This window comes from Novosphingobium sp. BL-S-34, assembly GCF_056857015.1.
In genome coordinates, this window is record NZ_JBXEPV010000003.1 from 379,833 (window position 1) to 403,474 (window position 23,642).

At 61.2% G+C, this 23,642-nt stretch carries 19 protein-coding genes and 6 pseudogenes; 10 read left to right on the forward strand and 15 right to left on the reverse strand.

Translation table 11 applies throughout. From position 1 onward, the window contains the following. Nucleotides 1-13: 13 nt before the first annotated feature. From AC1VV3_RS24535 to arsC, 5 genes and pseudogenes are all read right to left on the reverse strand, one after another. Complete coding sequence (locus tag AC1VV3_RS24535) at nucleotides 14-700, reverse strand: DUF6250 domain-containing protein (protein WP_482963632.1); 687 nt, start codon at nucleotides 698-700, stop codon at nucleotides 14-16. Between the two features lie 23 nt (nucleotides 701-723). Continuing rightward, nucleotides 724-3,561 carry a TonB-dependent receptor gene (locus tag AC1VV3_RS24540; RefSeq protein WP_482963633.1) on the reverse strand — a complete coding sequence of 946 codons (2,838 nt, stop codon included), beginning with the start codon at nucleotides 3,559-3,561 and terminating at the stop codon, nucleotides 724-726. 930 nt (nucleotides 3,562-4,491) lie between these two features. After that, a pseudogene (locus AC1VV3_RS24545) lies at nucleotides 4,492-4,997 on the reverse strand (NAD(P)H-dependent oxidoreductase); the annotation flags it as partial. Between the two features lie 27 nt (nucleotides 4,998-5,024). Further along, a complete protein-coding gene (locus AC1VV3_RS24550) occupies nucleotides 5,025-5,561 on the reverse strand; it encodes a GNAT family N-acetyltransferase (RefSeq protein WP_132269829.1) in 537 nt (178 codons plus the stop codon). Further along, a pseudogene (gene arsC, locus AC1VV3_RS24555) lies at nucleotides 5,558-5,972 on the reverse strand (arsenate reductase (glutaredoxin)). The gene AC1VV3_RS24550 and the pseudogene arsC overlap by 4 nt, the downstream one beginning before the upstream one ends. Nucleotides 5,973-6,675: 703 nt before the next feature. Here arsC and AC1VV3_RS24560 point away from each other — a divergent pair. Continuing rightward, nucleotides 6,676-7,776 (forward strand): ATP-binding protein, encoded by a 1,101-nt coding sequence (locus AC1VV3_RS24560; RefSeq protein WP_482963663.1) that lies wholly within the window; start codon nucleotides 6,676-6,678, stop codon nucleotides 7,774-7,776. 3 nt (nucleotides 7,777-7,779) lie between these two features. Beyond that, a complete protein-coding gene (locus AC1VV3_RS24565) occupies nucleotides 7,780-7,959 on the forward strand; it encodes a hypothetical protein (protein ID WP_482963634.1) in 180 nt (59 codons plus the stop codon). A 93-nt stretch (nucleotides 7,960-8,052) separates the two neighbouring features. Here AC1VV3_RS24565 and AC1VV3_RS24570 read toward each other — a convergent pair. Beyond that, nucleotides 8,053-8,534 (reverse strand): annotated as a pseudogene (locus AC1VV3_RS24570) (integrase); the annotation flags it as partial. On the opposite strand from AC1VV3_RS24570, the pseudogene AC1VV3_RS24575 reads away from it, so the two are divergent. Both AC1VV3_RS24575 and AC1VV3_RS24580 read left to right on the forward strand, forming a co-directional pair. Beyond that, nucleotides 8,469-8,999, forward strand: a pseudogene (locus tag AC1VV3_RS24575) (type IV toxin-antitoxin system AbiEi family antitoxin domain-containing protein); the annotation flags it as partial. The pseudogenes AC1VV3_RS24570 and AC1VV3_RS24575 overlap by 66 nt on opposite strands. A 418-nt stretch (nucleotides 9,000-9,417) precedes the next feature. Continuing rightward, nucleotides 9,418-9,852 (forward strand): hypothetical protein, encoded by a 435-nt coding sequence (locus AC1VV3_RS24580; RefSeq protein WP_442045117.1) that lies wholly within the window; start codon nucleotides 9,418-9,420, stop codon nucleotides 9,850-9,852. 13 nt (nucleotides 9,853-9,865) lie between these two features. Here the strand turns inward: AC1VV3_RS24580 and AC1VV3_RS24585 are convergent, their stop codons facing one another. From AC1VV3_RS24585 to AC1VV3_RS24605, 5 genes are all read right to left on the reverse strand, one after another. Further along, nucleotides 9,866-10,825 carry a hypothetical protein gene (locus AC1VV3_RS24585; RefSeq protein ID WP_132269820.1) on the reverse strand — a complete coding sequence of 320 codons (960 nt, stop codon included), beginning with the start codon at nucleotides 10,823-10,825 and terminating at the stop codon, nucleotides 9,866-9,868. After that, complete coding sequence (locus tag AC1VV3_RS24590) at nucleotides 10,822-13,317, reverse strand: fimbria/pilus outer membrane usher protein (protein ID WP_465128611.1); 2,496 nt, start codon at nucleotides 13,315-13,317, stop codon at nucleotides 10,822-10,824. Before AC1VV3_RS24590 ends, AC1VV3_RS24585 begins: the two co-directional genes overlap by 4 nt. A 4-nt stretch (nucleotides 13,318-13,321) precedes the next feature. Then, nucleotides 13,322-14,092, reverse strand: coding sequence for a fimbrial biogenesis chaperone (locus tag AC1VV3_RS24595; RefSeq protein WP_465128610.1), 771 nt, complete (start codon nucleotides 14,090-14,092; stop codon nucleotides 13,322-13,324). Nucleotides 14,093-14,172: 80 nt separating this feature from the next. Then, nucleotides 14,173-14,787, reverse strand: a complete 615-nt coding sequence (locus AC1VV3_RS24600; RefSeq protein WP_132269814.1) for a hypothetical protein — start codon at nucleotides 14,785-14,787, stop codon at nucleotides 14,173-14,175. A 155-nt stretch (nucleotides 14,788-14,942) separates the two neighbouring features. After that, nucleotides 14,943-15,587 carry a hypothetical protein gene (locus AC1VV3_RS24605; protein WP_165921546.1) on the reverse strand — a complete coding sequence of 215 codons (645 nt, stop codon included), beginning with the start codon at nucleotides 15,585-15,587 and terminating at the stop codon, nucleotides 14,943-14,945. A gap of 563 nt (nucleotides 15,588-16,150) precedes the next feature. Here AC1VV3_RS24605 and AC1VV3_RS24610 point away from each other — a divergent pair. Further along, nucleotides 16,151-16,588 (forward strand): annotated as a pseudogene (locus AC1VV3_RS24610) (IS110 family transposase); the annotation flags it as partial. A gap of 219 nt (nucleotides 16,589-16,807) precedes the next feature. Here AC1VV3_RS24610 and AC1VV3_RS24615 read toward each other — a convergent pair. The 3 genes and pseudogenes from AC1VV3_RS24615 to AC1VV3_RS24625 all read right to left on the reverse strand — a co-directional run. Further along, nucleotides 16,808-17,939, reverse strand: a pseudogene (locus AC1VV3_RS24615) (IS3 family transposase); the annotation flags it as partial. Nucleotides 17,940-18,566: 627 nt separating this feature from the next. Further along, on the reverse strand, nucleotides 18,567-18,884 hold the full coding sequence (locus AC1VV3_RS24620; protein WP_465128607.1) for a type II toxin-antitoxin system RelE/ParE family toxin: 318 nt from the start codon (nucleotides 18,882-18,884) through the stop codon (nucleotides 18,567-18,569). Further along, nucleotides 18,881-19,129 (reverse strand): ribbon-helix-helix domain-containing protein, encoded by a 249-nt coding sequence (locus AC1VV3_RS24625; RefSeq protein ID WP_132270574.1) that lies wholly within the window; start codon nucleotides 19,127-19,129, stop codon nucleotides 18,881-18,883. The genes AC1VV3_RS24620 and AC1VV3_RS24625 overlap by 4 nt, the downstream gene beginning before the upstream one ends. 372 nt (nucleotides 19,130-19,501) lie before the next feature. Between AC1VV3_RS24625 and AC1VV3_RS24630 the strand changes: the two genes are divergently transcribed. Then, nucleotides 19,502-19,906 carry a winged helix-turn-helix transcriptional regulator gene (locus tag AC1VV3_RS24630; RefSeq protein ID WP_482963635.1) on the forward strand — a complete coding sequence of 135 codons (405 nt, stop codon included), beginning with the start codon at nucleotides 19,502-19,504 and terminating at the stop codon, nucleotides 19,904-19,906. Between the two features lie 134 nt (nucleotides 19,907-20,040). Then, nucleotides 20,041-20,412, forward strand: a complete 372-nt coding sequence (locus AC1VV3_RS24635) for a cupin domain-containing protein (protein ID WP_482963636.1) — start codon at nucleotides 20,041-20,043, stop codon at nucleotides 20,410-20,412. A gap of 43 nt (nucleotides 20,413-20,455) precedes the next feature. On the opposite strand, the gene AC1VV3_RS24640 is transcribed toward AC1VV3_RS24635, so the two are convergent. Further along, complete coding sequence (locus AC1VV3_RS24640) at nucleotides 20,456-21,349, reverse strand: AraC family transcriptional regulator (RefSeq protein ID WP_482963637.1); 894 nt, start codon at nucleotides 21,347-21,349, stop codon at nucleotides 20,456-20,458. A gap of 134 nt (nucleotides 21,350-21,483) precedes the next feature. Between AC1VV3_RS24640 and AC1VV3_RS24645 the strand changes: the two genes are divergently transcribed. The 3 genes from AC1VV3_RS24645 to AC1VV3_RS24655 are packed head-to-tail and all read left to right on the forward strand — an operon-like array spanning nucleotide 21,484 to nucleotide 23,628. After that, complete coding sequence (locus AC1VV3_RS24645; protein ID WP_482963638.1) at nucleotides 21,484-22,227, forward strand: SDR family NAD(P)-dependent oxidoreductase; 744 nt, start codon at nucleotides 21,484-21,486, stop codon at nucleotides 22,225-22,227. Nucleotides 22,228-22,241: 14 nt separating this feature from the next. Next, a complete protein-coding gene (locus AC1VV3_RS24650; protein ID WP_482963639.1) occupies nucleotides 22,242-22,637 on the forward strand; it encodes a VOC family protein in 396 nt (131 codons plus the stop codon). A 1-nt stretch (nucleotide 22,638) separates the two neighbouring features. Beyond that, on the forward strand, nucleotides 22,639-23,628 hold the full coding sequence (locus AC1VV3_RS24655; protein ID WP_482963640.1) for a saccharopine dehydrogenase family protein: 990 nt from the start codon (nucleotides 22,639-22,641) through the stop codon (nucleotides 23,626-23,628). The last annotated feature ends 14 nt before the right edge of the window (nucleotides 23,629-23,642 follow it).

The following is a 23,642-nucleotide window of genomic DNA, read 5'->3' on the forward strand; positions in this document are numbered from 1 at the left end:
GAAATTCCTGAGTTCAAGCGAGGCGGGAGACGGCGAAATTGCGCAGGCGCAGATGGCTGGCAGTGGTTCGCAGGGCGAAATGGCCGCTCGTCAGCGGCGCGGGGTCTTCGAAAGCGAAGAGTTGCCGGTCGTCGCGGAAGAAGCCGATCCGGGCGCCGTCAGCGATCAGGCGAATGCGCTGCCAGCGGTTGGCGACCAGCATGTCCGCCGCGCCGCGCCGGTCGTTTTCAGGCAGCAAAGGCCGCACGCCGGGCTTTCCGACATAGCGGCGCAAGCGGGTGGTCGAATTGCCATTGCCGCCGAGACCGACGTAGTAGGTTTCGAGATCGTCGTAGTCCTCAAACTTCCCCGAGCGCGGGCGTGCGATCGCATTTCCCTCCGGAGCCGCTCGATCCTGCGCCATCCAGAAGCAGTTGAGATCGCTTACCCGGTCGTTCGCACCGCCTGCCAAGACGGCCTGCGCCTCGTATTCGATGGCGATCCGGCCTTCGAGGCGCGGCAGGAACCAGAGCGTGAGCCCGGCAGGCGCCTCGATATCGAGCACATCCCGTTCCGCCGAGACGTGCGCGGGGGCCTCAGCCTCGATCCGCCACTGACCCAGGCCATGGCGGAACGTGTCCGTGAACAGGCGGCGACCTTTGTTTCGCCCGAAAGTCGGAGCCGGCAGGAGATAGGCTCCCGCCAGACCCGCGACCATCATGCGCCGGGAAAGTCCCGGCTGCGTCACAGCTTGGCCCGCACGCCGAAGTAGATCCGGCGACCATAGGTCTCGATCACGTTGCGACGATAGACGCTGTTGGCGTTCTCGATCCGGGTGGAATCGGTGAGGTTGACGCCTTCCAGGAACACCGAGACATTTGGGTTGATGATGTAGCTGGCCGAAGCGTCGAACTGACCGAAGGCCTCGCCGAACGAGGGGTTGTTGCCGCGATCGACCGCGTTGATCAGATAGCGGCTGCGCCAGTTGTACGACCCGCGAATGGCGAAGTGCCCGTCGTCATAGAATACCGAGGCGTTGTAGCTGTTGCGGGAGACACCGGGGAACGGCAGCGAAGCGTCAGTGAAGTAGTCCCTCCCTTCGTAGCCGCTGTCGGTGTTGAACGTGTAGTTCGCGGTCACACCGAGATTGCCCAGCAGGCCCGGCAGGAAGTCCAGCCCAAGCTGCGCGCCTGCCTCGAAGCCCTGGATGGTGACGTGCTGGGTGCCGTTGATCGGCATCTTGATCGTATAGACCTGCCCGTCGATCTCTTCCTCTTGGCTGGCAGTGTCGATGAACGACTTGATATCCTTGCGGAAGCCGGTGATCGACACGTAATTTGTGCGCGAGATATAGTACTCAAACCCGAGATCGTACTGCCACGCGCGGTAAGGCTTGAGTGCCGGATTGCCACGTGATCCTGTAAGGCCGACCGAGTCCAGCTTGACGTTGGGCGCCATCTGCGACGGTGCCGGGCGGGCCAGCACATCAGATGCGGTGGCGCGCACCACCAGCTTACGGGGAATTACTTCGGCGCGCAGGTTCAGCGAGGGCAGCAATACGGTATATTCGCCGGTGTACCGCGCGGGCGTGATGACGCCATCAGTGCTCTGGCTACCACTTGAGACGGTGCGCGTGTGAACGAGCCGCGCGCCGACAACGCCGGTCAGCTCGAAGCCGAGATTGGCCTTGAAGGCACCCTGGAAATACCCCGCGATCGTGCTCTCGCGAACCCGGTAGGTGTCGAGCGGCGAGATGCTGGTGTAGGGATCGGGAATGCCCACGGCTTTGGCGAGATTGTCGCCCAGGTTCCACCACCGGTCGATGCCGGAAAATCCGAGATCGCCGGTCTTGAAGAAGCTGCCGTCGCCCATGCCGCCGTAGGTGTTCAACAGGTCCTGGATATTGGTGAGCTGTGCGGCCGGGGCCGTCGTGCCCAGGACCTGGGTGCCGGTCACGCCCGAGCGGGTCAGCGTGGTCTGGCCGGTGATGCCGTTCAGCGTATAGACCGCGTTCTGGAAGCGGCTGCTGGAGACCAGCTGGTTCAGCTCAACGCCGCTCTTCAGCGAGGTCAGGACGCCGCTTTCGTCGGGCTTGTATTCGGCATCGAACTTGGCGCCGGTCTCGCGCTGCTTGTTGAGGCGCGGGCGGGCCTCGACCGCGAGGCTGTTGATACCCTGCGTGGTCGTAGTGTCGATCGGCAGGATGATGTTAGGTGCGTTCTGCGGGTTGTTGTAGTCGATCGTGATCCACGGCAGCGCGGTCTTGCCGGAGACCGAGGCGGTGACGTCCACCTCGTCGTTCAGGACACGCGAGGCCGCGTAAGTGCCGCGCGCCGAGAGCTTGAACTTGCCGGTGGTCCACTCGGCGCCAAGAATGCCGTTGAAGGTGCGCCGGTTAAGGCTGCCGATCACGCTGCGATAATTGACGCTCGGGCCGGAGCCGGCGTTGGAACCGTTGACGAAGGTCACCGTCTGCGCGGTTTCGTCGCGGATGACGACGCCGGTGGGGTCAATGCCGCCGTTCGCCACCGACTGGGTGGTGCTGAGCTGCAGGTATTGGTCGTCAGATGTCGTGTCGCTGCGGGTATAGGTGCCTTCCACGTAGGCGCGAAAATCGTCGCTCGGGCGCCATTCTATAATGCCGTTCAGAGCATAGCGCTTGGTCGGTTCGGTTGAGGTGATGTAGCGCGGGATGTCGGGGTAGAAATCACCGAAACCGCTACCATCAAGATCGACACAGCGGGCCTGATTCCGACCCGAAAGGCAGTTCTGCGCGGCAGGCGTCGCAGGCTGTGTGGTCTCGACCTGCCGCCAACCGGTGGTGCGAGCCTGATCGTAGCGAATAGTGCGACTCTCGTACGTGCCCGAAAGCAGCACGCCGATGGTGTCATGGGCGAAGAGCTTGGAACCGATCAGTGCGAACTTGGGGTCGACCTTGTCCGCCAGTTCGTTGTAGATCCCCTGAGCGGAGCCCGCGAGGTAGCCATCCTTGCTGTCGAACGGGCGGCGGGTGATGATGCGCACGGTCCCGCCAAGTCCGCCTTCGGTCATATCCGGCGTTGCGGACTTCAGCACTTCGAGGCGTGAGACGAATTCGGCGGGCAGATCGCGGAAATCGACCGCGCGGTTGCTGCCGTTCCCCGCTGCCGCCGCAATCGAGGTGGAAAGCGCCGACTGGCCGTTGATCTCCACGCGGTTGAGCGAGGGATCTGCACCGCGAATGGTGATTGCCGAACCTTCGCCGCCGCTTCGGGTGATTTGCACACCGGTCACGCGCTGAAGCGCTTCGCCGATGTTTTTGTCGGGGAATTTACCGACATCCTCGGCCGAGATGGCGTCAACGACTTGGGCAGAGTCGCGCTTCACCGCCAGTGAATCTGCCAGGCTCTTACGAATACCAGTGACCAGAATCTCCGCGCTCTCGCGACTTTCCTCGCGGGATTCTGTGGAATTCTGTACATTCGCTTCCTGCGCCAAAGCGGACGTGCTGGTGAGCAGGAGCACAACTGCTCCGGTGAGACGTTTCAAAACACGCACCCCTTTTTGTCGGACTAATCTGCGGAAAGCATGGCTAATCTCCACCAATTTAGTTGACAATAAAGTTTTGCTATTTCCCTGAAAAGTTTACGAGCTCGGCGCGCCGACCAGTGCCGTAAGCCCCAACAATGTGGCCGACCACCTGTCGAACTTGTCGCTCCGGTTTGTCCGGTTTCTCCGGCGGGTACCAAGCGTATGATTTTGCCCACTAGCCGTTCCAGCGGCGGTCTGAAGACGACCCGAAGGGACAGAACTGCCGATAGCTGCGCCCCAGGTCGACAAGGTTTGGGAGGCACATTTTGTCCTGAGCTGAGGGACGACGGAACACTGGCTCGGACCCGTCGCCGCCGTGTGATTGTCACGATCGTACCGAACGACGGTCCCCCAATAAGTCCTTCTGAATCCGAGATAACGCGATCTAGGACTGAGTTGCTGGCGGTCGCAGACTTGGAGGCGGCCGATTAGAGAAACGAGATAGCTTTTCAAACCGAGGACGGCAGAAAACCGCGATCTCCGGTCGAGCGTCCAGCGCTCAGGGTCGCCGTGTAGGAAAGCGCTCGCCATCGCCAAGTCGAGACCGGGTGCGTGGCTGATCGGCTTGCCGAACTGCGGCCACAACATGTTGAACGAGCGCGGTAACGATCTCGTGCGGCTAATGTCGGAATTCATCCTGCGGACGTCGAAGCAACGCTAGTCCGCATGCCCGACCTACAGTTGCAACGAAATAAGCGGGCTCCACCGCAGCTTCACTTGCGACAACGGCACCATCTCTGCCGTTGCGACGGTCAGATATCTCGAGGTGGACGTGTTGACGCTCGCAGAGGGGACTGAAATCTGAAACTGCGCTGGGTCCTTGCCGTTGCAAGAACCTCGGAATTACAGCAGAGCGGCGGCTCTGGGCCTTATCTCAGATATTCACCCCCATTGCGCTTAGATCCAGACCGGTCATTCGATGGCACAGGCCGGCCATCAGGATTAAGGCGCGATTGCAATTGCGGAGTGATCTGCTGCACTATCGACCGGAAGCCCAGCCTCCTTGCGTTCGGAACAGCGTTCGACGAGATGCCCCGAGTGCGGCCGCATCGACACCGTGAAGCGCACCAGTTCCTCCAGCGCTCGTAATAACTCGACGCTCGCATCCGTCTGGCTTCGTCAAATTCCCTATAGGCCATCGCAATAGAGGACTAGTTGCGGCGTAAACTTTCGCATCCAGCGACCTAGCAGGCGCCACGAATTGACCGCATTGAACGATTGCGAGCCGCCGGACACCTGCATGACAACAAGCGTCCCTGCGTCGCCAGCATCCAGAACATTTGGAGCGGCATATGATCACTCTGCGTCTTCTTGATGCCGCTGATTTAGCCGCGGCGCTCTGGGCTGCACCAGACCATGCCTTCCGACCAGAGCGCGTGCTCGCGCAATTCATGCACAGCAGAGTGATCGTCTCTTGCTATTTGATCGGGCAGCGGCAGGTCGCTGGGGATAACGCTCGAACAACGACATGGCCGTCAGTCCGTGCCGGAAGCACCGGGCCCGGTCGCGATGCCGCTGCCCAAAGCGATCTGCATGTAAACCGTGTCGAGCCAGCGGCCCGCCTTCCAGCCCATGCCTGTCAAGCGTCCAGCGTGCTCAAAACCGCAGGAACCATGGAGGGCTACAGAGGCAGGCTCCGCCCCGCCGATGACCGCAACCATCCGCCGGAACCCGTGGGCCTCAGCGGCTTCCAGCAAGGCCTCGAGCAGCCGCTTGCCGATGCCGCCACCGCGCCGGTCGTGCGCCACGTAGATGCTGTTCTCGCAGGCATAGGCGTAGGCCGGTCGATCCCGGAACTGCGTGGCGTAGGCATAGCCGACCACCTGACCGCCATCGCAGGCGACAAGGAAAGGCCAGCCCCGGCCGGACACCGTCAAGATCTTCTCAACGGTCTCGCCCTCGGTCGGCGGCAAGACTTCGTACGTCGCCGTGCCGTGCAGAACATGATGCGCGTAGATGGCGGCAATGGCGCGCGCATCGTCGACCGTTGCCCGGCGAACCAAGATGCTCATCGCCGGCTTGCTTCCAAAACTTCGCAGTCTCCCTTGACGAAAGTGCCGCGCTGCTCGGTCGGCAGGATATCCAGCACTTCTTCGGAAGGGCGGCAAAGCTCTACGCCCAGCGGCGACACCACCAGAGGCCGATTGATGAGAATCGAATGCTTCATCATCGCGTCGATCAGGGCCTCGTCCGTCAAAGTCTCGTCGCCGAGGCCGGGTTCGGCACAGGGCGTACCCGTCTCGCGCAGCAAAGCGGGTGGCGTAATGCCGGCCCGCTCAATGAGTTCCACCAGCAGCGAACGGTTTGGCGGCGTCTGCAGGTACCTGACGGCATGAGGCGCAATGCCCGCATTCCTGATCATGGCCGAGCCATTACGAGAGGTCCCGGAAAAGGGGGTTATGGTAGATCACGACATCGGTCATCGTTGCCTCTTAAGCAGCAGGTAAGTTCGGCCAGAAGCGGGTCGCACAGTTCGGCGCGCCCCTGGCAGCAATCCTTGGCCAGATAGGTTCCGCCGAGCAAGCGTCATGCTGTCGGGATAACTCGCCAGCGGAAAGCAGCATCGCGCCTTCCGCCTTAGCCGATTTGGCCGTAATCGTCGCCATTCGGCGGAAAGTTTCTCGTGCGCTGGCCATCTGCGCCTCATCCAGTGGCAGTGCAGCACACCCGCCCACCCCCGGCAGGATACGCGCGTATCCGTCCGCGCGCGCCCTCAGCAGTGACCATGCTCAACTTGCGCTGACCTCACCTGCGGGCATGCCGCGCCAGTTCCGTCTTGTCGTCGATCCAGCGGGAATGACACGAACGGAGCGCGATGGCGACACTGGGGTCGATTCATCATCAATTGCCGCAAATGGAACGACGGAGGCTGCGTCGCCTGCCTGGCGACGTCTCTGAGCACCTGATTTGCGGTCAGGCGGCATGGCCACCGACCGACCGTGCGATCCGTCTCCCATATTTGAGTGGAAGCCACAACGGCGGGCCTCCTAGCGATGTCTATCAAAGTCTAGCAATTTTTGATAGTCGGCCCTATAAAGCGCTAGACACTTCTGACAGCCGACGAAAGACAACACGGATCCCTACCGTAATCCGTTTGCGCCCGGCGCCGGCAGCCGTCCTCCCGAGCTGGCAGGCCGAGACGCGATCCTGGAGGCAGCGCGGATTTCCTCTGGGCGAGCGATCAAGGGACGAAGTGCCCGGTCGATCATGCTGCTGGGCTTGCGGGGCACCGGAAAGACCGTGCTGCTCAATGAAATCGGCCGAAACGCGGAACGCGAAGGCCTCCTGATTTCGCGGGTCGAAGCGCCGGAAGGCGAAAGCCTTGCCCGCCTTCTTTATCCCGAGATGCGCAAGGTCATGCGCTCGCTCTCCGGGGTGGAAACGGCCAAGCAGCTTGCAACGCGCGGCCTCAAGGGTCTGCGCAACTTTGCCTCTATCTTCAAGATCGAGATAGCAGGCGTCGAAGTCGGCGTCGATCCTGAGCCGGGTCTCGCCGATACCGGCGACCTTCAGCCGGATCTCTTCACGCTGATCGGGAAAGCGGCGCAGGCTGCAGAACGTGGCTGGGTCCTGTTGATCGACGAAGTTCAGTATCTTTCCGAATCTGACCTCTCGGCACTCATCGTCGCGCTGCACCGAATGTCGCAGGAAGGCTTGCCCGTTCTTCTTGTCGGCGCCGGCCTGCCGCAGATCGCCCGCCTGGCGGGCGAAGCAAAATCCTATGCCGAGCGGCTGTTTCAATATCCTGCGGTGGGGCCGCTCGATCCGCCCTCAGCCGGGCAGGCGATAGAAAAGCCGATCGTCGAAGAAGAGGCCAGCATCGCCCCTGAAGCGCTGCAGGCCATCGTTGAACGTACCAAGGGCTATCCATTCTTCATCCAGGAATGGGCATCGGTCGTGTGGAACAACGCGGATGGGCCAGAGATAACTCTTGCCGATGTCGACCACTCCTACGCCGAAACGCTGGCGCTGTTAGACGAAGGCTTCTTCAAAGTGCGGATCGATCGCCTGACCAAGGCGGAAGTCCAGTTCGTAAAGGCGATGGCCCAACTCGGCGATGGCCCCTACGCGATGGCCGACATTGCCCAAGCCATGGACCGCACTCAAAAATCCCTGGGACCGGCCAGATCGAGCATCATCTCCAAGGGCATGATCTACAGCACCGATCACGGCTATCTCGATTTCAGCGTCCCGCTGTTCGCCGAGTTCATGCGCCGCCAGGGGTAATCCATGCCTGACCTCGAAAGCCGGGACGAGCCAGCGATGGAGCAAGCTTCACCCTCGCAAGGCGAAAGGCCGATCGTGCTCGATCCGCGGCAACTCAATCGTATCGAATCCGTCCATCGCGGCTTTCTCTATCAGCACCTTTATGTCGCCAATTGCCTCCTTCGCGCGGGGAGGCCGGCGTGAAGCGGTCGTGGCGAAAAGCGATTAGGACGCCGAGCTGCAGACGGCCGACGTTCGCTTCTATGTCCAGGTGATGACGCGGATAGGAACGCTAGCGGTGTCGTAGGCCACCAACAGTAGCGCGCGGTCGCGCAGCCCCGGAATATCGTCGGGACAGCTGTCAAGCAGTGCAATAATGTTGAGCCCGCGCGGCGCATCACTCGCAATGTCCCGCACCGGCCCCTTGACTCGCAGCGGCCGCGCCTGGGTCTGCGCCACCCCCTTTGCTTTGTTGATGGCTGCGAGCTGCAGCCTGACCAGCGGCGCCGGGTCCGGTCGGCGATGCCAAGCAGCTTATGCACCCGAGCGATCGAGGCCTTGTAGCGCGAGAGCGACGCCGGCTTGCTGCCCTCCTCTGCCCGCGCATCGAGATAGTCCGCAATCACCTCGGGCGTGGCGGGCTGCGTTATGCGGCGGGTGCGCCGGCACGACAGGTCAACCGCCTCAAGGTCGGACCGAAGCGCGCAGAGCGTGTGCGGCGAGGGTGCGGCCTGGAACGCGGTGATGAGGGATTCGTTGATAGTGAGCCGTGGGATTATTTTCTACGGATCGCCGGCGCGGAGCGGGCAACGGTCGAAATGTTGGAAGGCCTACCAAATAGCCCGACATTTGATCACGCCGACACGATCTTCGAGTGTCTGACGACACGGAAGCCCAGGCTGCTGACGCATCTCCTGGAAGCCTGCTTGACCATACTCAAATGGCTCGAATTCCGAGGTGGATCCTTGGAGGACTTTGCATTTCCTAGCCGCACCGATCACGCAGCCCACATCAGCACCCGCCGATATGCTTCCTTTGTCGACGAATGGGTTACCGGTATCGGCTTGTCCGGCGAAGATTACGGCACGCACTCTTTGCGCCGAACCAAGGCATCGATCATCTACAAGGCGACTGGAAATCTCCGGGCGGTCCAGATTTTGCTTGGCCACATGAAGATTGAAAGCACGGTCAGATACCGGGGCGTGGACGTGGAGGATGCTTTGACGCTCGCAGAAGGCACTGAAACTGAAGCTATCTGGCTCCTCGCTACAGCGAAGAGCCAGACCCTACCCGGTGGAGGCGCATCTGCGCCCGTAAACGACCTTCAGCGGACGTTTTTCCGTTGCCGACCACAGTCAGCGACGCTTGAAATGGGTCCGAGTGTAAGCTCATCTGGCCGCTGCAATGACCGATGGAGGAAGAAGGCGAAGCAAGTGCTGAGATGCCGCTCTCAAGCTTTCAGAAGCGCCTTTCGTGGCAACGTGTTCATACGAGCATTAGGATGCTCCTGGCTCGGAGCGCAGCTTTGGCAGGACTTTGTGCTGCCCGAACGGCCAAGGTTGCCCCTGATGCGGACTTGATAGCCAAAAGGACTTGTTAACTAAGCCGCTTTACGTCGATTTCAGTTCGGCACGCGATTGTCGATTTCAGCAGGAGGGTAATATGCTCACGTCTGGAATGAAACGTTGCGCGTTGGTGGGAGTTTTGCTGCTTTTTCCCGCAGCTTCCGCCACCGCTTACGACGGCGCTTCGATTGCCGTTACCGGCCGCGTACCCACGGTCTGCCAGGTCAGCATCTCCGCACCGCCCGCGCATGCCATCCAAACCGGTGCCAACGATCTCGGAACGATGCGCGAACTGTGCAACAGCCTCGCCGGCTACAAAATCACGCTCAACCATCCTGCCGGACTGGTGGATGCCTGGGTGGATGTCGGCGGCGTTCGTGTACCGCTCTCACCGACGCAGACGCACACGGTAATCGTCGATAATCGCACCCCCGCCTATCGGGAGCGCCAACTCCGGCTTGTCCTGAACCAGGCGCCGGCCGTGGATATGGACTTCAGTCTCGAAGCCGAACCCAAGGGCGCAGTGTTTTAAGCTGCAAGGCCTATCAGGGGCGGACCGACGAGCATCCCTCGCCCCCCGAAAGCCCAAGGCGGGGTGAGAACGTGAGCGTGACGACGTCCGCATACTGACCTGCCGGCAGGCGATGCAAATCGTTTCCGGCAAGTTCCACCTGCACGCCATGGCTTCGCCCACCCGGAGCCGGCGTCTGGCTGCAAGCGATCATCGAGCGGTCGGCCACCGGGAAACCCGACACCTTCAGCGCGTAGGGAAGAGCGGCGTCATCCCCGGCAAAGCGCTTCATGGTGCCGCGCTCCTTGTCCACCTGGATTTCGTAAGGCACTGTTGACTGGGCAGTCACCGTGAGACCGCGGATGACGTTGCCGCTGGAGCCGTCCACATCTCCGAAATCAATACGTCCGCGCTGCGTACCCATCGATCCGACGAACGTGGCGATACGTTCCGGCACTGTCAGATCTACCGCGACCTGGCTGCCAAGCTGCATGCCGCGGTCAAGTTCGTCGCGGCCGGCAAGGCATACGAACCGCAGTTCGAGCGGCTGATAGTAGTTTCCGGCGACGATCCCCTGACCGGCCGGTATCTGGATGCGGAAGCTTTCGTTGACGTTGTCTCCGCTGGCGCCGGCACCGAACTGAACAACCGCCCCGTTGGTCGGGTTGGGCTGTTCCGCGCCGGAGATCAGGACCATGCGGCCAGCATCGCGCACCCAGCGGATATCGTAGCGTACCGAATCCCTCCGCCCCAGCGCCGCGCCGCGATTGATCGCGCCGGGATTGGCAAGCACGAGGCGCACGGCTGTGACGCGCGGATCCAGGCGCCGGACGTGAATGGTGAAGTTCCGCTCGATTTCGGCCGGATTGAACGGATCGTAGTCGAGGGTGAGTTCGCTCGCGGAGGCGCGGAAATCGGCGCAGTTGGCCCTGGCCGCCCCAGGCAGAACCAGGGTGAGGACGGCGCAGGTCAGGAGCGTGGCGGCGATCTTCATGGGGTTCCCTCGGGCTTCAATGCACCGCCGCGCTGCAATGCGGCTTCGGTTGTCGTCACGTCGATCATGTAGACGAGCTTGCCATCGTTCATGGGCATCTCGATGCGCCATTTGCCTGGACGCAGACCTTGCACAGCGAATTGGCCGCTGCGGTTGGTGAACATCTGTACCGGCTTGCGATCAGGCGCCGCGAGTTCGAAAGCGTTCCCGCCCACCAACTCGAGCGGCGCGCCGCTCGGCATCAGCAATTGGCCGGTATAAGTGACGAAGTAGTCCGACCCGATCTCTACCAGATGGCCTGAGCGATAGGGCGGCCTGAACTGGACGATACCCGATCCGATATCGTAGCCGGCTGGCGCATCGGGCACGTCATAAGTCAGCAGCCGGGGAGAATAAGACGTCAACTGCGACATGACCGCGCCGCCGAACGTGCCCGACCTGGCGACGTACTCGTCCTTGCGGGGATCGATGTAGACGGATTTGCCTTCCAGTGAGGCATGGGGCTTCACGATTGCGAAACTGTCGTAGATCGGGCGGGACAGGGCAACACTGCCGCCGGCATAGGCCACCGAGAAGGCCGTGCGCAGCGATGTGCGCTGGTCGATGATCGCGCCGCTGTTCGAAAACGATGTGTTGTGGGCCGCGCCGAGTTCCGCGCGGTTGAGGAGCACGTTCGCAGCGGCATTAACGCCTACCGAATCCTCGACCCGGTCGATGTTTGCCGAGGCATTGTAGGATCCGACGCCGGTGCCGCTGGAGCGCTGGTAACTGAGGCGGGCACGCTCGCGCTGGCTATCGAGATCGGCGGTGACGCTCGAGCTCCGGTCGAAGCGGTAGATCAGGGAAACCCGGGCGCCCGGGCCGGACCTTCGTTCGCTGCTCTGGTAGGATGCTTCCGCAGTCAGCAGCAGACGCTGGTTGGGCCGCCACCCGTACGTGGCGCGGGCGGTGGACTGATCCTTCCGATCGCCGCGAGCAACCGAATAGAACCCGTCGAGGCTGAAATAGTGGTCGGCGCCGAGGGATTGGGAGTACGTTGCGCCCAGATCCAGAGCGTAGGGGTTGCTGGCGGAGAGGCTGTCCGGCAGCGCGAAGTTCCTGCTGGTCGCCTGGATGGAAGCTGTCAGCGAGCGGGCGTTGCCGCCCGTGCCAACGCGCGAAAGCTCGTAGCCGACATTGACGGCATAGCCGCTGCCGACGTCTTTGTTATGCGAGCCGGCGAGGTTGAGGGCCAGGGTGCCGACGGGCGAGGCCCAGACAACCTCGGCGCCGCCTACGCCGCCCCGGCGCTGAAGCTGGAAGTTTCCTCCGACCGTCAATTCCTCGGTCAGGCCATGGCGATAGAAGCCGGAAGCGATCGGATCGTCGCTGTAGCGGCGGCCGCCTGTACCGAACGGCGCTTTCACGCCGCCATAGAGCCCGAACTCGCTGAGGCCGGCGGCAAGCAGGGTCCGATCGAAATTGATAGAAAACGAGATCACGTTCTCGCGGCCGCTGTCGTCACGGACGATCAGCCTCACGTCGTTGGACCCTTGCGCGAAGGGAAAGTCGCCAATGTCGTAAGTACCAGGATTGAGCCGGGTCACCTGCACCGATTGCCCGTTGACGATCGTTTCCACCGTGGAGGCACGGGTAAGGGTGAACGACCTTTGACCGCGCGGCTGGATGTTGCGCTGCGGATCGAGGTCGGCATAGACCCGCGAAAGCGAGAGACCAGCCATCGGGCTGGATCCGGAAAACCCGCGCGATACCGGTTCCAGATCGCCTGCGGTATATCTGGCGGTGCCTCGCGCATCGTCATAGACGATACGGGTGCCTTCACGCCGGAAGCTGTCCTGGATACTGCCTTCGTTCTCGAGCACGAAACCGCTGACCCGTATCGCGCTGTCGAAGACGATGTTCGGGGTCTGGAACCCGGTCCGGCTTCCCTTGTGCACGTAGTCGCTGTTAACGAAGGCGGTGAGATAGGCAGAAACATCTTCAGCAGGCTGGATCGGCCCTGCCACGGGGTCGTAGCCCATGACGCGGATCGATTGTCGCACGCGAAGGGTTGGGTCCAGCGTCATGAGCAGGCCGAGGCTGGCCTGGTCGTAAGCGAGACCGATGCCTAGCGCCTGCATGTCGCCGGTAGAGATTGCAGCCTTGCTTTCGATGCCGGCGGCAACCCTTGTCCACGCCTCGGTGGAGAGGACGCCGCGCAGCAGGGCAAGCAGCTCCTTGGTGTCGACTAATATACGGTCGTCTGCGGTCAGCGTGTAGGACACCTCGCCCAGGACGAAGCCGTTGTCGGACAGCGGCCCTCCCATGGGGATGTCGCGCCCGGTTCGGTTGAGGCGCTCCGGGGAAACGGCGGGGTGTTCGCCCGGCGTTGTCGGTTTTTCGGCCCGCGAGGGCACATTCGTCTGCGCATAGGCAGCGAGTGAACCGAACAGCGTCAATCCCGGCGCCAGGCCCGCAAGGCCTAGGAGATAGAGGGAACGGCGGTTCGCCACGGCGTCATTTGCTTCCGGCTGAATTCAGTTCGACCGAAAGGGTGCCGCCGGCATCCGGGAGTTCGACGTTGATGGGAAAAATTCGACTGGCTTTAGAAGGCACCAGTCCGAGGCCCATGCTCTCGCGGATCTCTTCGGGTTCGAAAGTCTTGCGATAAGCCTCGGAACCGTCCCCGCGCCGCTCGATCAGGGTCATGCGGTTAGTGGCGACGTAGCCGTAATTGGCACCATCGTTGGCGATCGTGATGACCGGCTGCGGTTTCCCGGCCGCATCCGTGCCGACCTTGGCTTCGACGATCTTGAGCGAAGGCACTTCGTCGTTCGTCCCGACGCTGACGAGCACCTTGAAGCGGTGGAGGACCTGAATCGCGTTCTGGCTTTCCGGCATGGCAACCGGAAGCTGGGCGATGGTCACATAGAAATGACGGCTTTCGCCTTCCAGCGGCTGACCGATCCACTGGACGCGGAACGCCTGGGACTGGTTGCCGCCAAGGGTCGCTTGGCTGGGGAACACGAGGACATCGTCGCTTTCGACGTCCTCAGCTTCGCGCAGTTCCCCATTCACGACATTGACCGGGTGGACCGTCACTTCGACGGGCACGGTTTCGGGGAAGGTGTTCTGCAACGTGACGATGGCCGAAGTCCGGCGACCTGCCGTCTGGAGGTCGACCACGACGGGCTGCACGTTCAAAGCCAGGCTGGGGACGGTGGTCGCCATCAGTGCGAGGAACGACAGCAGCGGGCGCAATGCGCGCCGGGGAAGAGGCGTGGTCATGAGCGGGTCTCGGGAAGCAGGGCCAAGGGCAGGGGCAGGAGAAGCTGGAGGCGGACGCAAGCGTCCGCCTCCGAGCAACATCAGGCAGCCGGGGTCAGCTCGATCGAGACGTAACCCGAGTAGTTGCCGGCAGCCAGCCGACGATCGGTCAGCGACGACCAGTTGGTGGCGGTGCGGCTGGAGCCGTTCGACGAGGCGACAGCGGCGCCCTGGCTGGCAGCCTTGACGAACTGGACGCGGGTAGCGGCCGAGCTGAGGCTGTCGTGGCCGCCGAAGCGCTGCGCCACGGTCGAGCCTTCGTCGGTCGAGGTCGAGTCGAGGGCCAGGCCGTTGATTGAGGTGTCGAGGTTGTAACGGATGAACTGGGCGAAATCGCCCTGGGCGAGGCCGGTGCCGGAAGCGCCGTCAAGGGCGAGCACGGCGCGGGCGACGCGGACGTTGCTGCCGCCGTTGTTGCAGAAGGCAACGACGCGCGCGTCGGTCAGCTTCTGTGCGATTTCTTCGGTAACGGTCGAACGGACCTTGGCATTGGCATCGGTCAGATCGCCCAGGGTGATCGACGAAGCCTGCGAAGAGATGCCGCACTTGCTGTCGACCTGCGCATTGATGTCGATGCGCGTATCGGCGGCGTTAGCCGAACCGGCGGCGACTGCGAAAACGGCTGCCGCGCTGGCGGCGAGGATCGAACGCTTCATATTCAACTCCTTGAGTATTTTGACGCAGGAACGCGTCGGAGAATTGAAGACCGCTTTCGCGGGTCTTGCGACTTGCACCGGCTACCGGGACAGGCGGCCGATGGTTGAGCGGTGCGTCGACCCAACGCTCCGCCCTCCGTGTGGCTGGACTGCAATTATGCGCGTGGCCCAACCACCAGAATGAGGGTGTCTTTGTAGCGGCCCGCCGCAAGGCGGGGCTGGTTCAGAGCTTGCGCCGCCCAGTCGATCGAGATCACGGCATTGCGACCGACACTGATGCCGGCGCCGGACTTGAGGCCGCGTCCGGGAACGAGGCTTGCGAAAGCGCACCGTCCGCCATCCGCCATCTCGTCGGACGCACAGGGCGCACTGCGAACGGCGCCCTTGTCGGTTTCGAGCATGACCGAAACCCGGTAGCGCTTGCTGAAGGAAAAGCCCGAGCCGTCGTCGTTCGCATCGACATTCGTCAGCGCGCCGCGCTGCGACGTTACGCCCAGGGCATAAGGTGTGTTGCAGTCGAGCCCAACTGCCAGAGAGAAGTTGGCGGCGCCTTCGAGATCGCGCGGCGCGGTGATGCTGGCTGGACCGTTGGCGGCGAAGCCGCACCGTTCCTTGATGCGGGCAACGACATCGATCGCCACGGACTCCGTGGCAGCCTTTGCTGGCTCGATGACAAGCAACGCGGCAAGCAATAAGCTGCCGGCCTTGATGGCGGCAAGCGACAGCCGCCATGAATAGTCAATCATCATCAAGCCCCCGCTTAATGTGTGAACGGCATGAGTAGCCCCTGTCGTCCACATCAGTACGCCCCGCACCGGGCGCCGTCGGGGGCTTAGAAAGCCTAAGCACCGTAAGCAATTGCTAAATGTTAGTTAACGACAGCTTTGCTCATTTTGGGACAGTTTGTAGGATGACTATGAAGGGAGTTTCGCGAATATGCGCCGAAATCCATCGGCTTCGCCACTCTTGGCTGATCGCTGGTGAGATCGAATCCCGCGTCGCCCTGCGGTATGTTAGCTAAAATGCACGCCTGCGTTACGCGTTTTCACGCTGGCCCAAACCATCCAGTCTCGTGGGGCCCGGAGTTGAAGCCGGAAGGCCTCTGTGCATTTGCCTGACCCAATCGATTACCCTATCCCGACGGCAACATTCGCTGCAGGTTATAAGATGAGCTGGCTTTAGCCGACACGCACCGCATACCGGACCGTCTGCAGATTGACTTCGGATTTTAGCGTCTGAATGGCGCCAAAGAGTCGTTTCGACAAACGCGCAACGCCTTGGGTTAGGACACCGCGTAATTGATTTAGCCACCCTCGTGCATGGTACGAAGTCGCCTTGGCGCTTCAATGCTGGAGGATGACCGATGTCGATCTACGCAGGATTGGATGTGAGTGACAAGACGACGCATATCTGCGTGGTCGACGTCGACGGGAAAGTGTTGCGGCGAGATGTTGTCGAGAGCGATCCCGATGTTCTGGCCAAATGGCTTAACAAACATTGCAGCGATCTGACACGCGTGGTGCTGGAGACGGGAACGTTATCGACGTTCCTGTATCATGGGCTGGTCGAGCGTGGTGTCGCGATAGAATGTATCTGCGCCCGGCACGCGAAGGGCGTCCTTTCTGCCCGCGTGAACAAAAGCGATGTCCATGACGCGGAAGGGCTTGCCCAGCTGGCGCGCACGGGCTGGTACAAACGCGTCCACATGAAAGCGTCGGCCACGCATACAGACAGGGCGGCCCTGCGTATCCTCGCCCAGCTCATCAACGCACGGACATCCATGGCCAATCAGCTGCGTGGCCTCCTGAAGCTGTTCGGCCTGCGTATGGGCACCGCCAGAACGCCGGGCCGGCGTACCGAACGCCTGATGGCGTTCTATGCACAGCGTCCCGATTTGAAGGCCCTGTTTGCTCCGCTCATTGCGTCCATGGAGACGATCGAGGAGCAGTTGCGGGCATACAATCGCCTTCTCACTGACCGGGCAAAGGCGGATGAAGTTTGCGCCCGGCTGATGAGCGTTCATGCCATCGAAGCAATCGATGATGGGGGAGAGATATACCTTGCCGGCCGGGATCTGGAACTCCGTAATGTCGGTGAGCCATTTTTCGTTAGGCGGCTTCGCGTGGAAATCGCGATTGATCAGGTTCTCGGGCGCAGGACTGATCTCGCCCAAGTACGAGCCAAAGTGCCGCCGTTTGGGCTTGGCGACGAAAAGCATTCCTCCTTCATCAACCGCTGCACAACCTTCTCCGAGATTGTCACGCTTTGTTTGGCCAGCGACGCCTGTACTCTGCAATAGCCGTAGCAGCGGTGATTGGCTTCGAAGATTGCGGTAATGCGGCGCCGAATGACATCATACTTGTCAGCGAGGTTCACCCGGGCGTGATGGTAGAAGTAAGAGCTTCGCGCCAAACCTATCTGGGTGAGCAACTCCGGCAGCCGATAGATATCTTTGAGGGCGTCAACCAGCTGTGTCTTCTCCCGATTTCCCAAGAGGTGCAGATCGACGCCCAGGCCTTTTTTAAGAGTTCGTTGGCCTTATTCAGGAGGTCATGCTCAAGTTGCAGTTGATGGATATCGCGTTGCAAGGCTTCGAGTTGGCGTTCAAGCGCCTCGCGCTCCGACGCTGGCGGAGAGGTATTGCGGTGCTTCATAGCTGACAGAGCCTCATGACTCAGTAACTGGCTTTTCCGGTTGTACAATGTCGGTCGGCAAACGCCCAGACGATCCGCTACCTCTTGCGCCTTTTCGTCTCCACAGCATAACGCGATGACACCGGCCTGCTTTAAGGCTTCGGGATACGCGGGACGCCAGGATCGACCGACCATGGATGCCCTCGCATCCGGAAACGCCTCTCGAACCCACGCCTTTAAGGTGCCACGACCGGGATAACCCAAGGCTCTCATCGTCGATGCAATGCAGTGATCGTGAGTGCGGTAGTGCTCCAACGCCGCCTGCTTGTCAGCCTCGGAATACTTCGGCGATCGAGGCGCGCAGCGCTCTCGCAAATCCTGCTGCTGCTCGTACTCTCGGCACCAGCATTTAAGCGCATTCTTGGTAGGATAACCCAGCTGGCGAATGGTCGCCCTAATCCGCTTGCCGAGCTTGAGATACAACTCAACCGCCCGGATCCTGTCTGCGTAGGAATACATGAACTACCTCCATGGTGGTCCAAGATTTCGTCCGAATCCCCCCCGGGGTCACTTCTCAGTGGTAATCAACAGGCAAGAGGGCTATAAAGCCGGCATTAGCCGAAAATGCTAAATATCGCTCGAAATCGACGCCATCCTGCAATCGCAGCGACAACGATGATGCTGCCGAGAAAAGCCGCGCGCGTTACATAGACCGCAAGCGCCCTAGTCTCTTCTGGAGCTTCGATCATAACTGGTACAGGGTAAACCACCGCAAGCAGAAGCCATACAGCAGTTAAAATTGCAGAACCGGAGCGCATGAGGCGCAGTCTGCGGTGGTCCTGATATTCTGGAAGCAAAACGACAGACAGAATATTGCAGATGCCATGTTCGTGATCACGTCTGCAAAGTCTTGCACTGTGGCTTCACCTCCTGGCTCGGGACCTACAGGCATTTGGTATACTCCGCAATCTGACCGTACGATCTGATTTACGGGAAACGGCACCAAGTGACGGTCAATCTCTCGGAACCTGACTTTCGCCTCCCGGCCCTTTTGAGCAACGAAGATGCGAAAGCGGACGGGCGGCAGATGGGATCGGAAAATCGGGGGCTGAGTGTCCGTAAAGGGTCGACAGCAGAAAATGGCAATCATACGCCAATTGAAGAGCTTCGAAGAATCGGTGCCAGGTCACGAAAAGCATTGATGACACGCTGGATGGTGACGACCTTCCCATCTACATTATACGCTATTATTAAACGACGCTCGAATGTCAGCGTTCGCAGGCCTACCACTAAGTCATCACGGGGCGACCCGCGCTGCGGGAAATCGCCCAACGCTGCGATGCGGTTTTCAATTCTGGTAAGATAGCCGTCTGCCGTGGGAATATCAGCTTCCACGCTCACCCATTGGTGAAGTGCAATCAAATCCTCGATCGCCAATGCCGACAGCTGCACATCATAGGTCATGCTTTGGCGATCGAGGCCCTAACCTGCGCAAATGCCCGGTCGAGCGGCATCGGGGGACGGGGGTCAGCTAGGGCTTCCGCAACGCGGACGCGCACTAATTCATCCAAAACTGCCTCTTCGCGATCCAGCGCGCGTAAACCCGCTCGCATCACTTCGCTCATAGAAGCATATCGGCCAGACGCCAGATGGCGCTCGGCGTGCGATGACATTTCGCCAAGCGTTACCGTTATTGCCTTCGCAGCCATACCGCCCTCCGTTCAAATATGATTTTATCATATCGCATCTTGTGTGCGGATGCTAGTGCCCGGTTAGCGGTAATGCGCCGGAAGTGGGTCCAGGAATGGGAAAGCGGACCAGCCGCAGATAGGAGTGAAAAATCAGCGGCTGAACGGCGAATAAGGGTCGGTTTTGCCGCGCGCCAAACGCCGCGATGTGGGACATTGCGGCCTTTCCCATTGACCTGCCGAGGTGACTGTATCCGCCATAAGCGGTCATCCGCAGCGACACTTTAAAACTAACGCACTTTTTGTTCGTGGCGTTTGGTGATAGCTATCACGGCGCGGGCGGGATGCAGCGCTAGATGTCCGAGATAGTCCACAACGCAGGTGCGAATGGCAATGTCAAAAGCCCAAATCTTGGCGTCGGCCATTCCCCCTATAGACCCAGAGGACCACTCAGGCTGCCGCGCGCTGTTGCAGGTCCTCGACAGGATTGGCGACAAATGGACGGTGATGGTTGTCGGCGTGCTGGCCAATGGTCCGACGCGGTTCAATGCCATTCAGCGGGCGATCAACGGCATCTCCCATCGAATGCTTACCTTGACGTTGCGCGGCCTCGAACAGGATGGCCTTGTCGAGCGCCGCGCCTTCCCGACCATTCCGCCTAAGGTTGAATATGAACTGACCCTGCTGGGCCGATCCCTAATCGAGCCGCTCGACACGCTGATGGAGTGGGCGCAGTCCAATCGGCCAGAAATCGAAAGTGCGCGTACTGAATATAATGATCGGCAGGAACCCGCCTGATCAGGTGCTTCTTCACGAACATTTCTGTTCCCTACGACCCAATCTGACCGTTCTTGTGGGGTATTAGGCGCTGCCTATCTCTCCATTCTGCCCAGTAAATTCACACCGGGACGCACAGAACAGGAAATCCCCAAATGTCAGACCAGGTCATCATCGAAACATTCCAGACTGTCGAATGGAAGGATTTCCCGAATGCCCCCGGCGTCCAATATGTGGATGTCGAAGGAAGCATTTCATCGCCGGGCCCATTTCTGGCGCGGGTTCGGTTCCCCGGCGGCATCGATACGCCGCCGCATATGCACAAGGCGCCCTTCATTGATCGTAACACGGTAATTTCAGGGACGCTCTATGTCGGCATCGGCGACACCTTTGACAAATCCAAGGGCATTGCAGTGCCGCCGGGTGGTGTCGTCGCCATCCCACCAGGCGTCGCGCATTTTGCATGGTCGGAGGAAGAGACGGTCGTCCATGTTCACGGGGAAGGCCCTTGGATAGCCGCTGCCTGATAGCGGAAATATAGCAGGCCGGCCTTCCCGCCGCAGTGGGTAATCAAGCCACTGCGGCGTGGATCCCCCGCACGATCTGGAGCGAATCTTTCGACGGGGGCAAGCCAAAGAAGCGGGAATATTCGCGGCTGAACTGGGTCGCGCTCTCATAACCGACACCGAAGGCGACCGAGGTCGTGTTGCCCTCTCCCGCGATCAACAGCGAACGGGCGTGCAAAAGCCGGATGCGCTTCTGATACTGAAGCGGGCTGAGTGCTGTCACCGCCTTGAAGTGGCGATGGAACGCGGAAACGCTCAGGGCTGCCATAGCGGCCAACGCCTCGACCTTGAGCGGCTTGGTGAAATTCTCCCTGATCCATTGGATGGTGACGCCGATGCGCGAGAGATTGGTCCCGGGGGCCGCGATGTCGCGGAGCATCCAGCCATGTGGGCCTTGCAGGACGCGATATAGAATTTCTCGCTCATAGGCCGGGGCTAACGCTGGAATGTCGCCAGGGCGTTCCATGAGGCGTAGCATTCGCGCCCAGGCATCGAGCAGCTCGTCGGTAACAGGCGCAACGGAGAAGCCGGAGCTGTATAGCTCGCCCCCGGCAGGTTTAGGCAGATCAGCGAGCAGGCTGGCTACGATGGTCGGCTCCAGCGTCAGGCTTACCGCAAGATAGGGCTCGCCCGTCTCTGCCGGATGGACCGCACCGACTGCCGGGAGGTCCACCGACATGACAAAATAGGTCGCGGGGTCATAGCGAAACGTCCGACTTCCCACTGTCATCGTCTTCGATCCAGTCAGGATGAGGTTGATCATCGGATCGTAGACTGCCGCCAGTTCATGTTCCGGGATCGCTCCTTGAACCATTGCCACGCGCGGGATGCCGGTTTCGGTTCGCCGGTTTTCAGCATGGGCGGCAAGACGCCGGAGTTCTTCGAGGGTCGTGTTCATGCGGAAGAGCATCTCACGCGAGATCGTCTCGGCCAAGCCAAAAGCAGAATCAGGCAGGTATCAGAGAGGATCGAGAGAGCGGCGTCCAAGGGGCGGGTGTATCCAATGGACAGCAAGCAACATTGGAGGTTTCCTTGAAAATTGTCATCATCACCGGCGGAAGCCGTGGCATCGGCGCCAGCGCCGCCAATCTCTGTGCCAAGAGCGGCATGGGCGTCGTCCTCACCTACAACAGCAATCCGGCCATGGCGGACGCCGTTGTTGCCGAGATCGAGGCTGATGGTGGCAGCGCCGTCGCGATCAAGCTGGATGTCGCCGACACATCCTCGTTCCCGGCGTTTCGCGATGCGGTCAGCACTGCGCTGAAGGCGACCTGGGATCGCTCCACCTTCGACGGCCTCGTCAACAATGCGGGCTATGGCCTGTTCAACCCGATCGTCACGGTGACCGAAGAGGAATTTGACGGGCTGTTCGCCGTCCACCTCAAAGGGCCGTTCTTCCTCACCCAGGCACTGCTGCCGATCATGGCCGATGGCGGCCACATCCTGAACGTCGCCAGCGCCACATCGCGGGTCGCGACAGCCGGCGTGGCGCCCTATGCGAGTTTCAAGGGCGGCCTTCAGGTGCTGACGCGCTATATGGCCAAGGAGTTCGGTGATCGCGGTATCCGGGCCAATTCGATTGCGCCGGGGCCGATCCGCACCGATCTGGGCGGCGGCCTCAATGACGAATTCGAGGCATTGCTTGCATCGCAGACCGCGCTCGGTCGCGTGGGCGAGCCTGATGATGTCGGCGGCGCCATCGCCAGCCTGCTGTCGAACGAAAACCAGTGGGTCAACGCGCAGTCGATCGAGATCGCCGGCGGTTACATCATCTGAACGGGAGAATACTTATGCTCGACCACGTCTTCCTCTCGGTCAGCGATCTCGATCGCTCGATCGCCTTCTATACCGCTACGCTGACGCCGCTCGGGATCACGCAGCGGGTCGACTATGACGGCAAGGATGGCCCTCCGGGGCATCCTGATCTGAAGGGCTTCGGCGCGAACGGCCGCATGTTCTTCTGGCTGCGCCCGGGTATTGTCGAAGGCGGGGCTGCGCATGTCGGCTTCGTCGCAAACTCGCAAGACGAAGTGAACGCGGCCTACGCAGCCGCAATGGCCGCAGGCGCGACCGATAATGGCGCGCCCGGCACCCGGCTTCACTATGATCCCCGCTACTATGCGGCGAACGTGCTGGATCCGGACGGGTACAGCCTCGAATTCACCTACAAGAGTTGGCAGCACTGATATGACGAAACTGATGATCTATGGCGCGGCGGGATATACCGGCCGCATGGCCTCAACCAATGCCAAGGCTCACGGACTGGACTTCGTGATCGCAGGCAGACCGCAGGACGAGGATCGCCTGGCGGCGTTGGCGGCAGATCTTGGCGTGGATTACCGGCTTTTTGCGGTAGATGACCAAGGAGGCGCCCGGAGGGCACTGAAAGACATCGGCGTCCTGCTCAACTGTGCTGGTCCTTTCATGCGAACCGCAGAGCCGCTGATGCGCGCCTGCATTGCCGCCGGCGTCCATTATCTCGACATCGCTGCGGAACTGGATAGCTATCGGCTCGCCGAAACGCTGGATGCAGAAGCCGAGGCCGCCGGCGTCATGCTGCTGCCGGGCAGCGGCGGCAGCGTCGCCATGCTGGGCTCGCTGGCCAGCCACGCGGCCAAGCGTGTTGCCGCGCCGCGCAAGCTCAGCATTGCTCTGCACGTTGCCGGCGGCTTTTCGCGCGGGTCGGCAGTCAGCGCCAGCGAAAACCTGACGACGGAAACACTGCACCGCGTCGGTGGCACGCTTGTGGCCCGCAGCCCCGAGGAGGTGCGGACGTTCGACTTCGGCAGTGGGCCGGCGACGTCTTTTCCGGTCACGCTCCCTGATCTCATCACGATCTGGCGTGCGACGGGCATCCCCGACATCGAGACATTCGTGCATGTGACCGAAGGGGCATTCCCGGAGGGCGATCTCGCGGCGATGCCGGACGGCCCGACGCTGGAGCAGCGGGAAGCCAATCGCTATCACGCTGCGGTCGAGGTGGTCGGAGAAGATGGCACAGTCGCCCGCTCTGTTCTGGATACCGTTAACGGCTACACCTTCACGACAATCGCTGCGGCTGAAGCCGCGCGGCGCGTCCTGGGCGGCGAAGTGCGGGCCGGTTTCCAGACCCCTGCCGGCCTGTTCGGGGACGGTTTCGCCGAGACGATCGCCGACACCAGCATCGTCGATCTGTGACTAAGCAGGAGAGC

Excerpts from the sequence above, each read along its gene's own strand:
- AC1VV3_RS24580 (WP_442045117.1), top strand. The coding sequence starts at position 9,418 with ATGCTCACGTCTGGAATGAAACGTTGCGCGTTGGTGGGAGTTTTGCTG.
- AC1VV3_RS24565 (WP_482963634.1), top strand. The coding sequence starts at position 7,780 with ATGCCTGACCTCGAAAGCCGGGACGAGCCAGCGATGGAGCAAGCTTCA.
- AC1VV3_RS24605 (WP_165921546.1), bottom strand. The coding sequence starts at position 15,587 with ATGTGGACGACAGGGGCTACTCATGCCGTTCACACATTAAGCGGGGGC.
- AC1VV3_RS24635 (WP_482963636.1), top strand. The coding sequence starts at position 20,041 with ATGTCAGACCAGGTCATCATCGAAACATTCCAGACTGTCGAATGGAAG.
- AC1VV3_RS24535 (WP_482963632.1), bottom strand. The coding sequence starts at position 700 with ATGATGGTCGCGGGTCTGGCGGGAGCCTATCTCCTGCCGGCTCCGACT.
- AC1VV3_RS24550 (WP_132269829.1), bottom strand. The coding sequence starts at position 5,561 with ATGAGCATCTTGGTTCGCCGGGCAACGGTCGACGATGCGCGCGCCATT.
- AC1VV3_RS24650 (WP_482963639.1), top strand. The coding sequence starts at position 22,242 with ATGCTCGACCACGTCTTCCTCTCGGTCAGCGATCTCGATCGCTCGATC.
- AC1VV3_RS24595 (WP_465128610.1), bottom strand. The coding sequence starts at position 14,092 with ATGACCACGCCTCTTCCCCGGCGCGCATTGCGCCCGCTGCTGTCGTTC.
- AC1VV3_RS24655 (WP_482963640.1), top strand. The coding sequence starts at position 22,639 with ATGACGAAACTGATGATCTATGGCGCGGCGGGATATACCGGCCGCATG.
- AC1VV3_RS24600 (WP_132269814.1), bottom strand. The coding sequence starts at position 14,787 with ATGAAGCGTTCGATCCTCGCCGCCAGCGCGGCAGCCGTTTTCGCAGTC.
- AC1VV3_RS24640 (WP_482963637.1), bottom strand. The coding sequence starts at position 21,349 with ATGAACACGACCCTCGAAGAACTCCGGCGTCTTGCCGCCCATGCTGAA.
- AC1VV3_RS24625 (WP_132270574.1), bottom strand. The coding sequence starts at position 19,129 with ATGGCTGCGAAGGCAATAACGGTAACGCTTGGCGAAATGTCATCGCAC.
- AC1VV3_RS24620 (WP_465128607.1), bottom strand. The coding sequence starts at position 18,884 with ATGACCTATGATGTGCAGCTGTCGGCATTGGCGATCGAGGATTTGATT.
- AC1VV3_RS24585 (WP_132269820.1), bottom strand. The coding sequence starts at position 10,825 with ATGAAGATCGCCGCCACGCTCCTGACCTGCGCCGTCCTCACCCTGGTT.
- AC1VV3_RS24630 (WP_482963635.1), top strand. The coding sequence starts at position 19,502 with ATGTCAAAAGCCCAAATCTTGGCGTCGGCCATTCCCCCTATAGACCCA.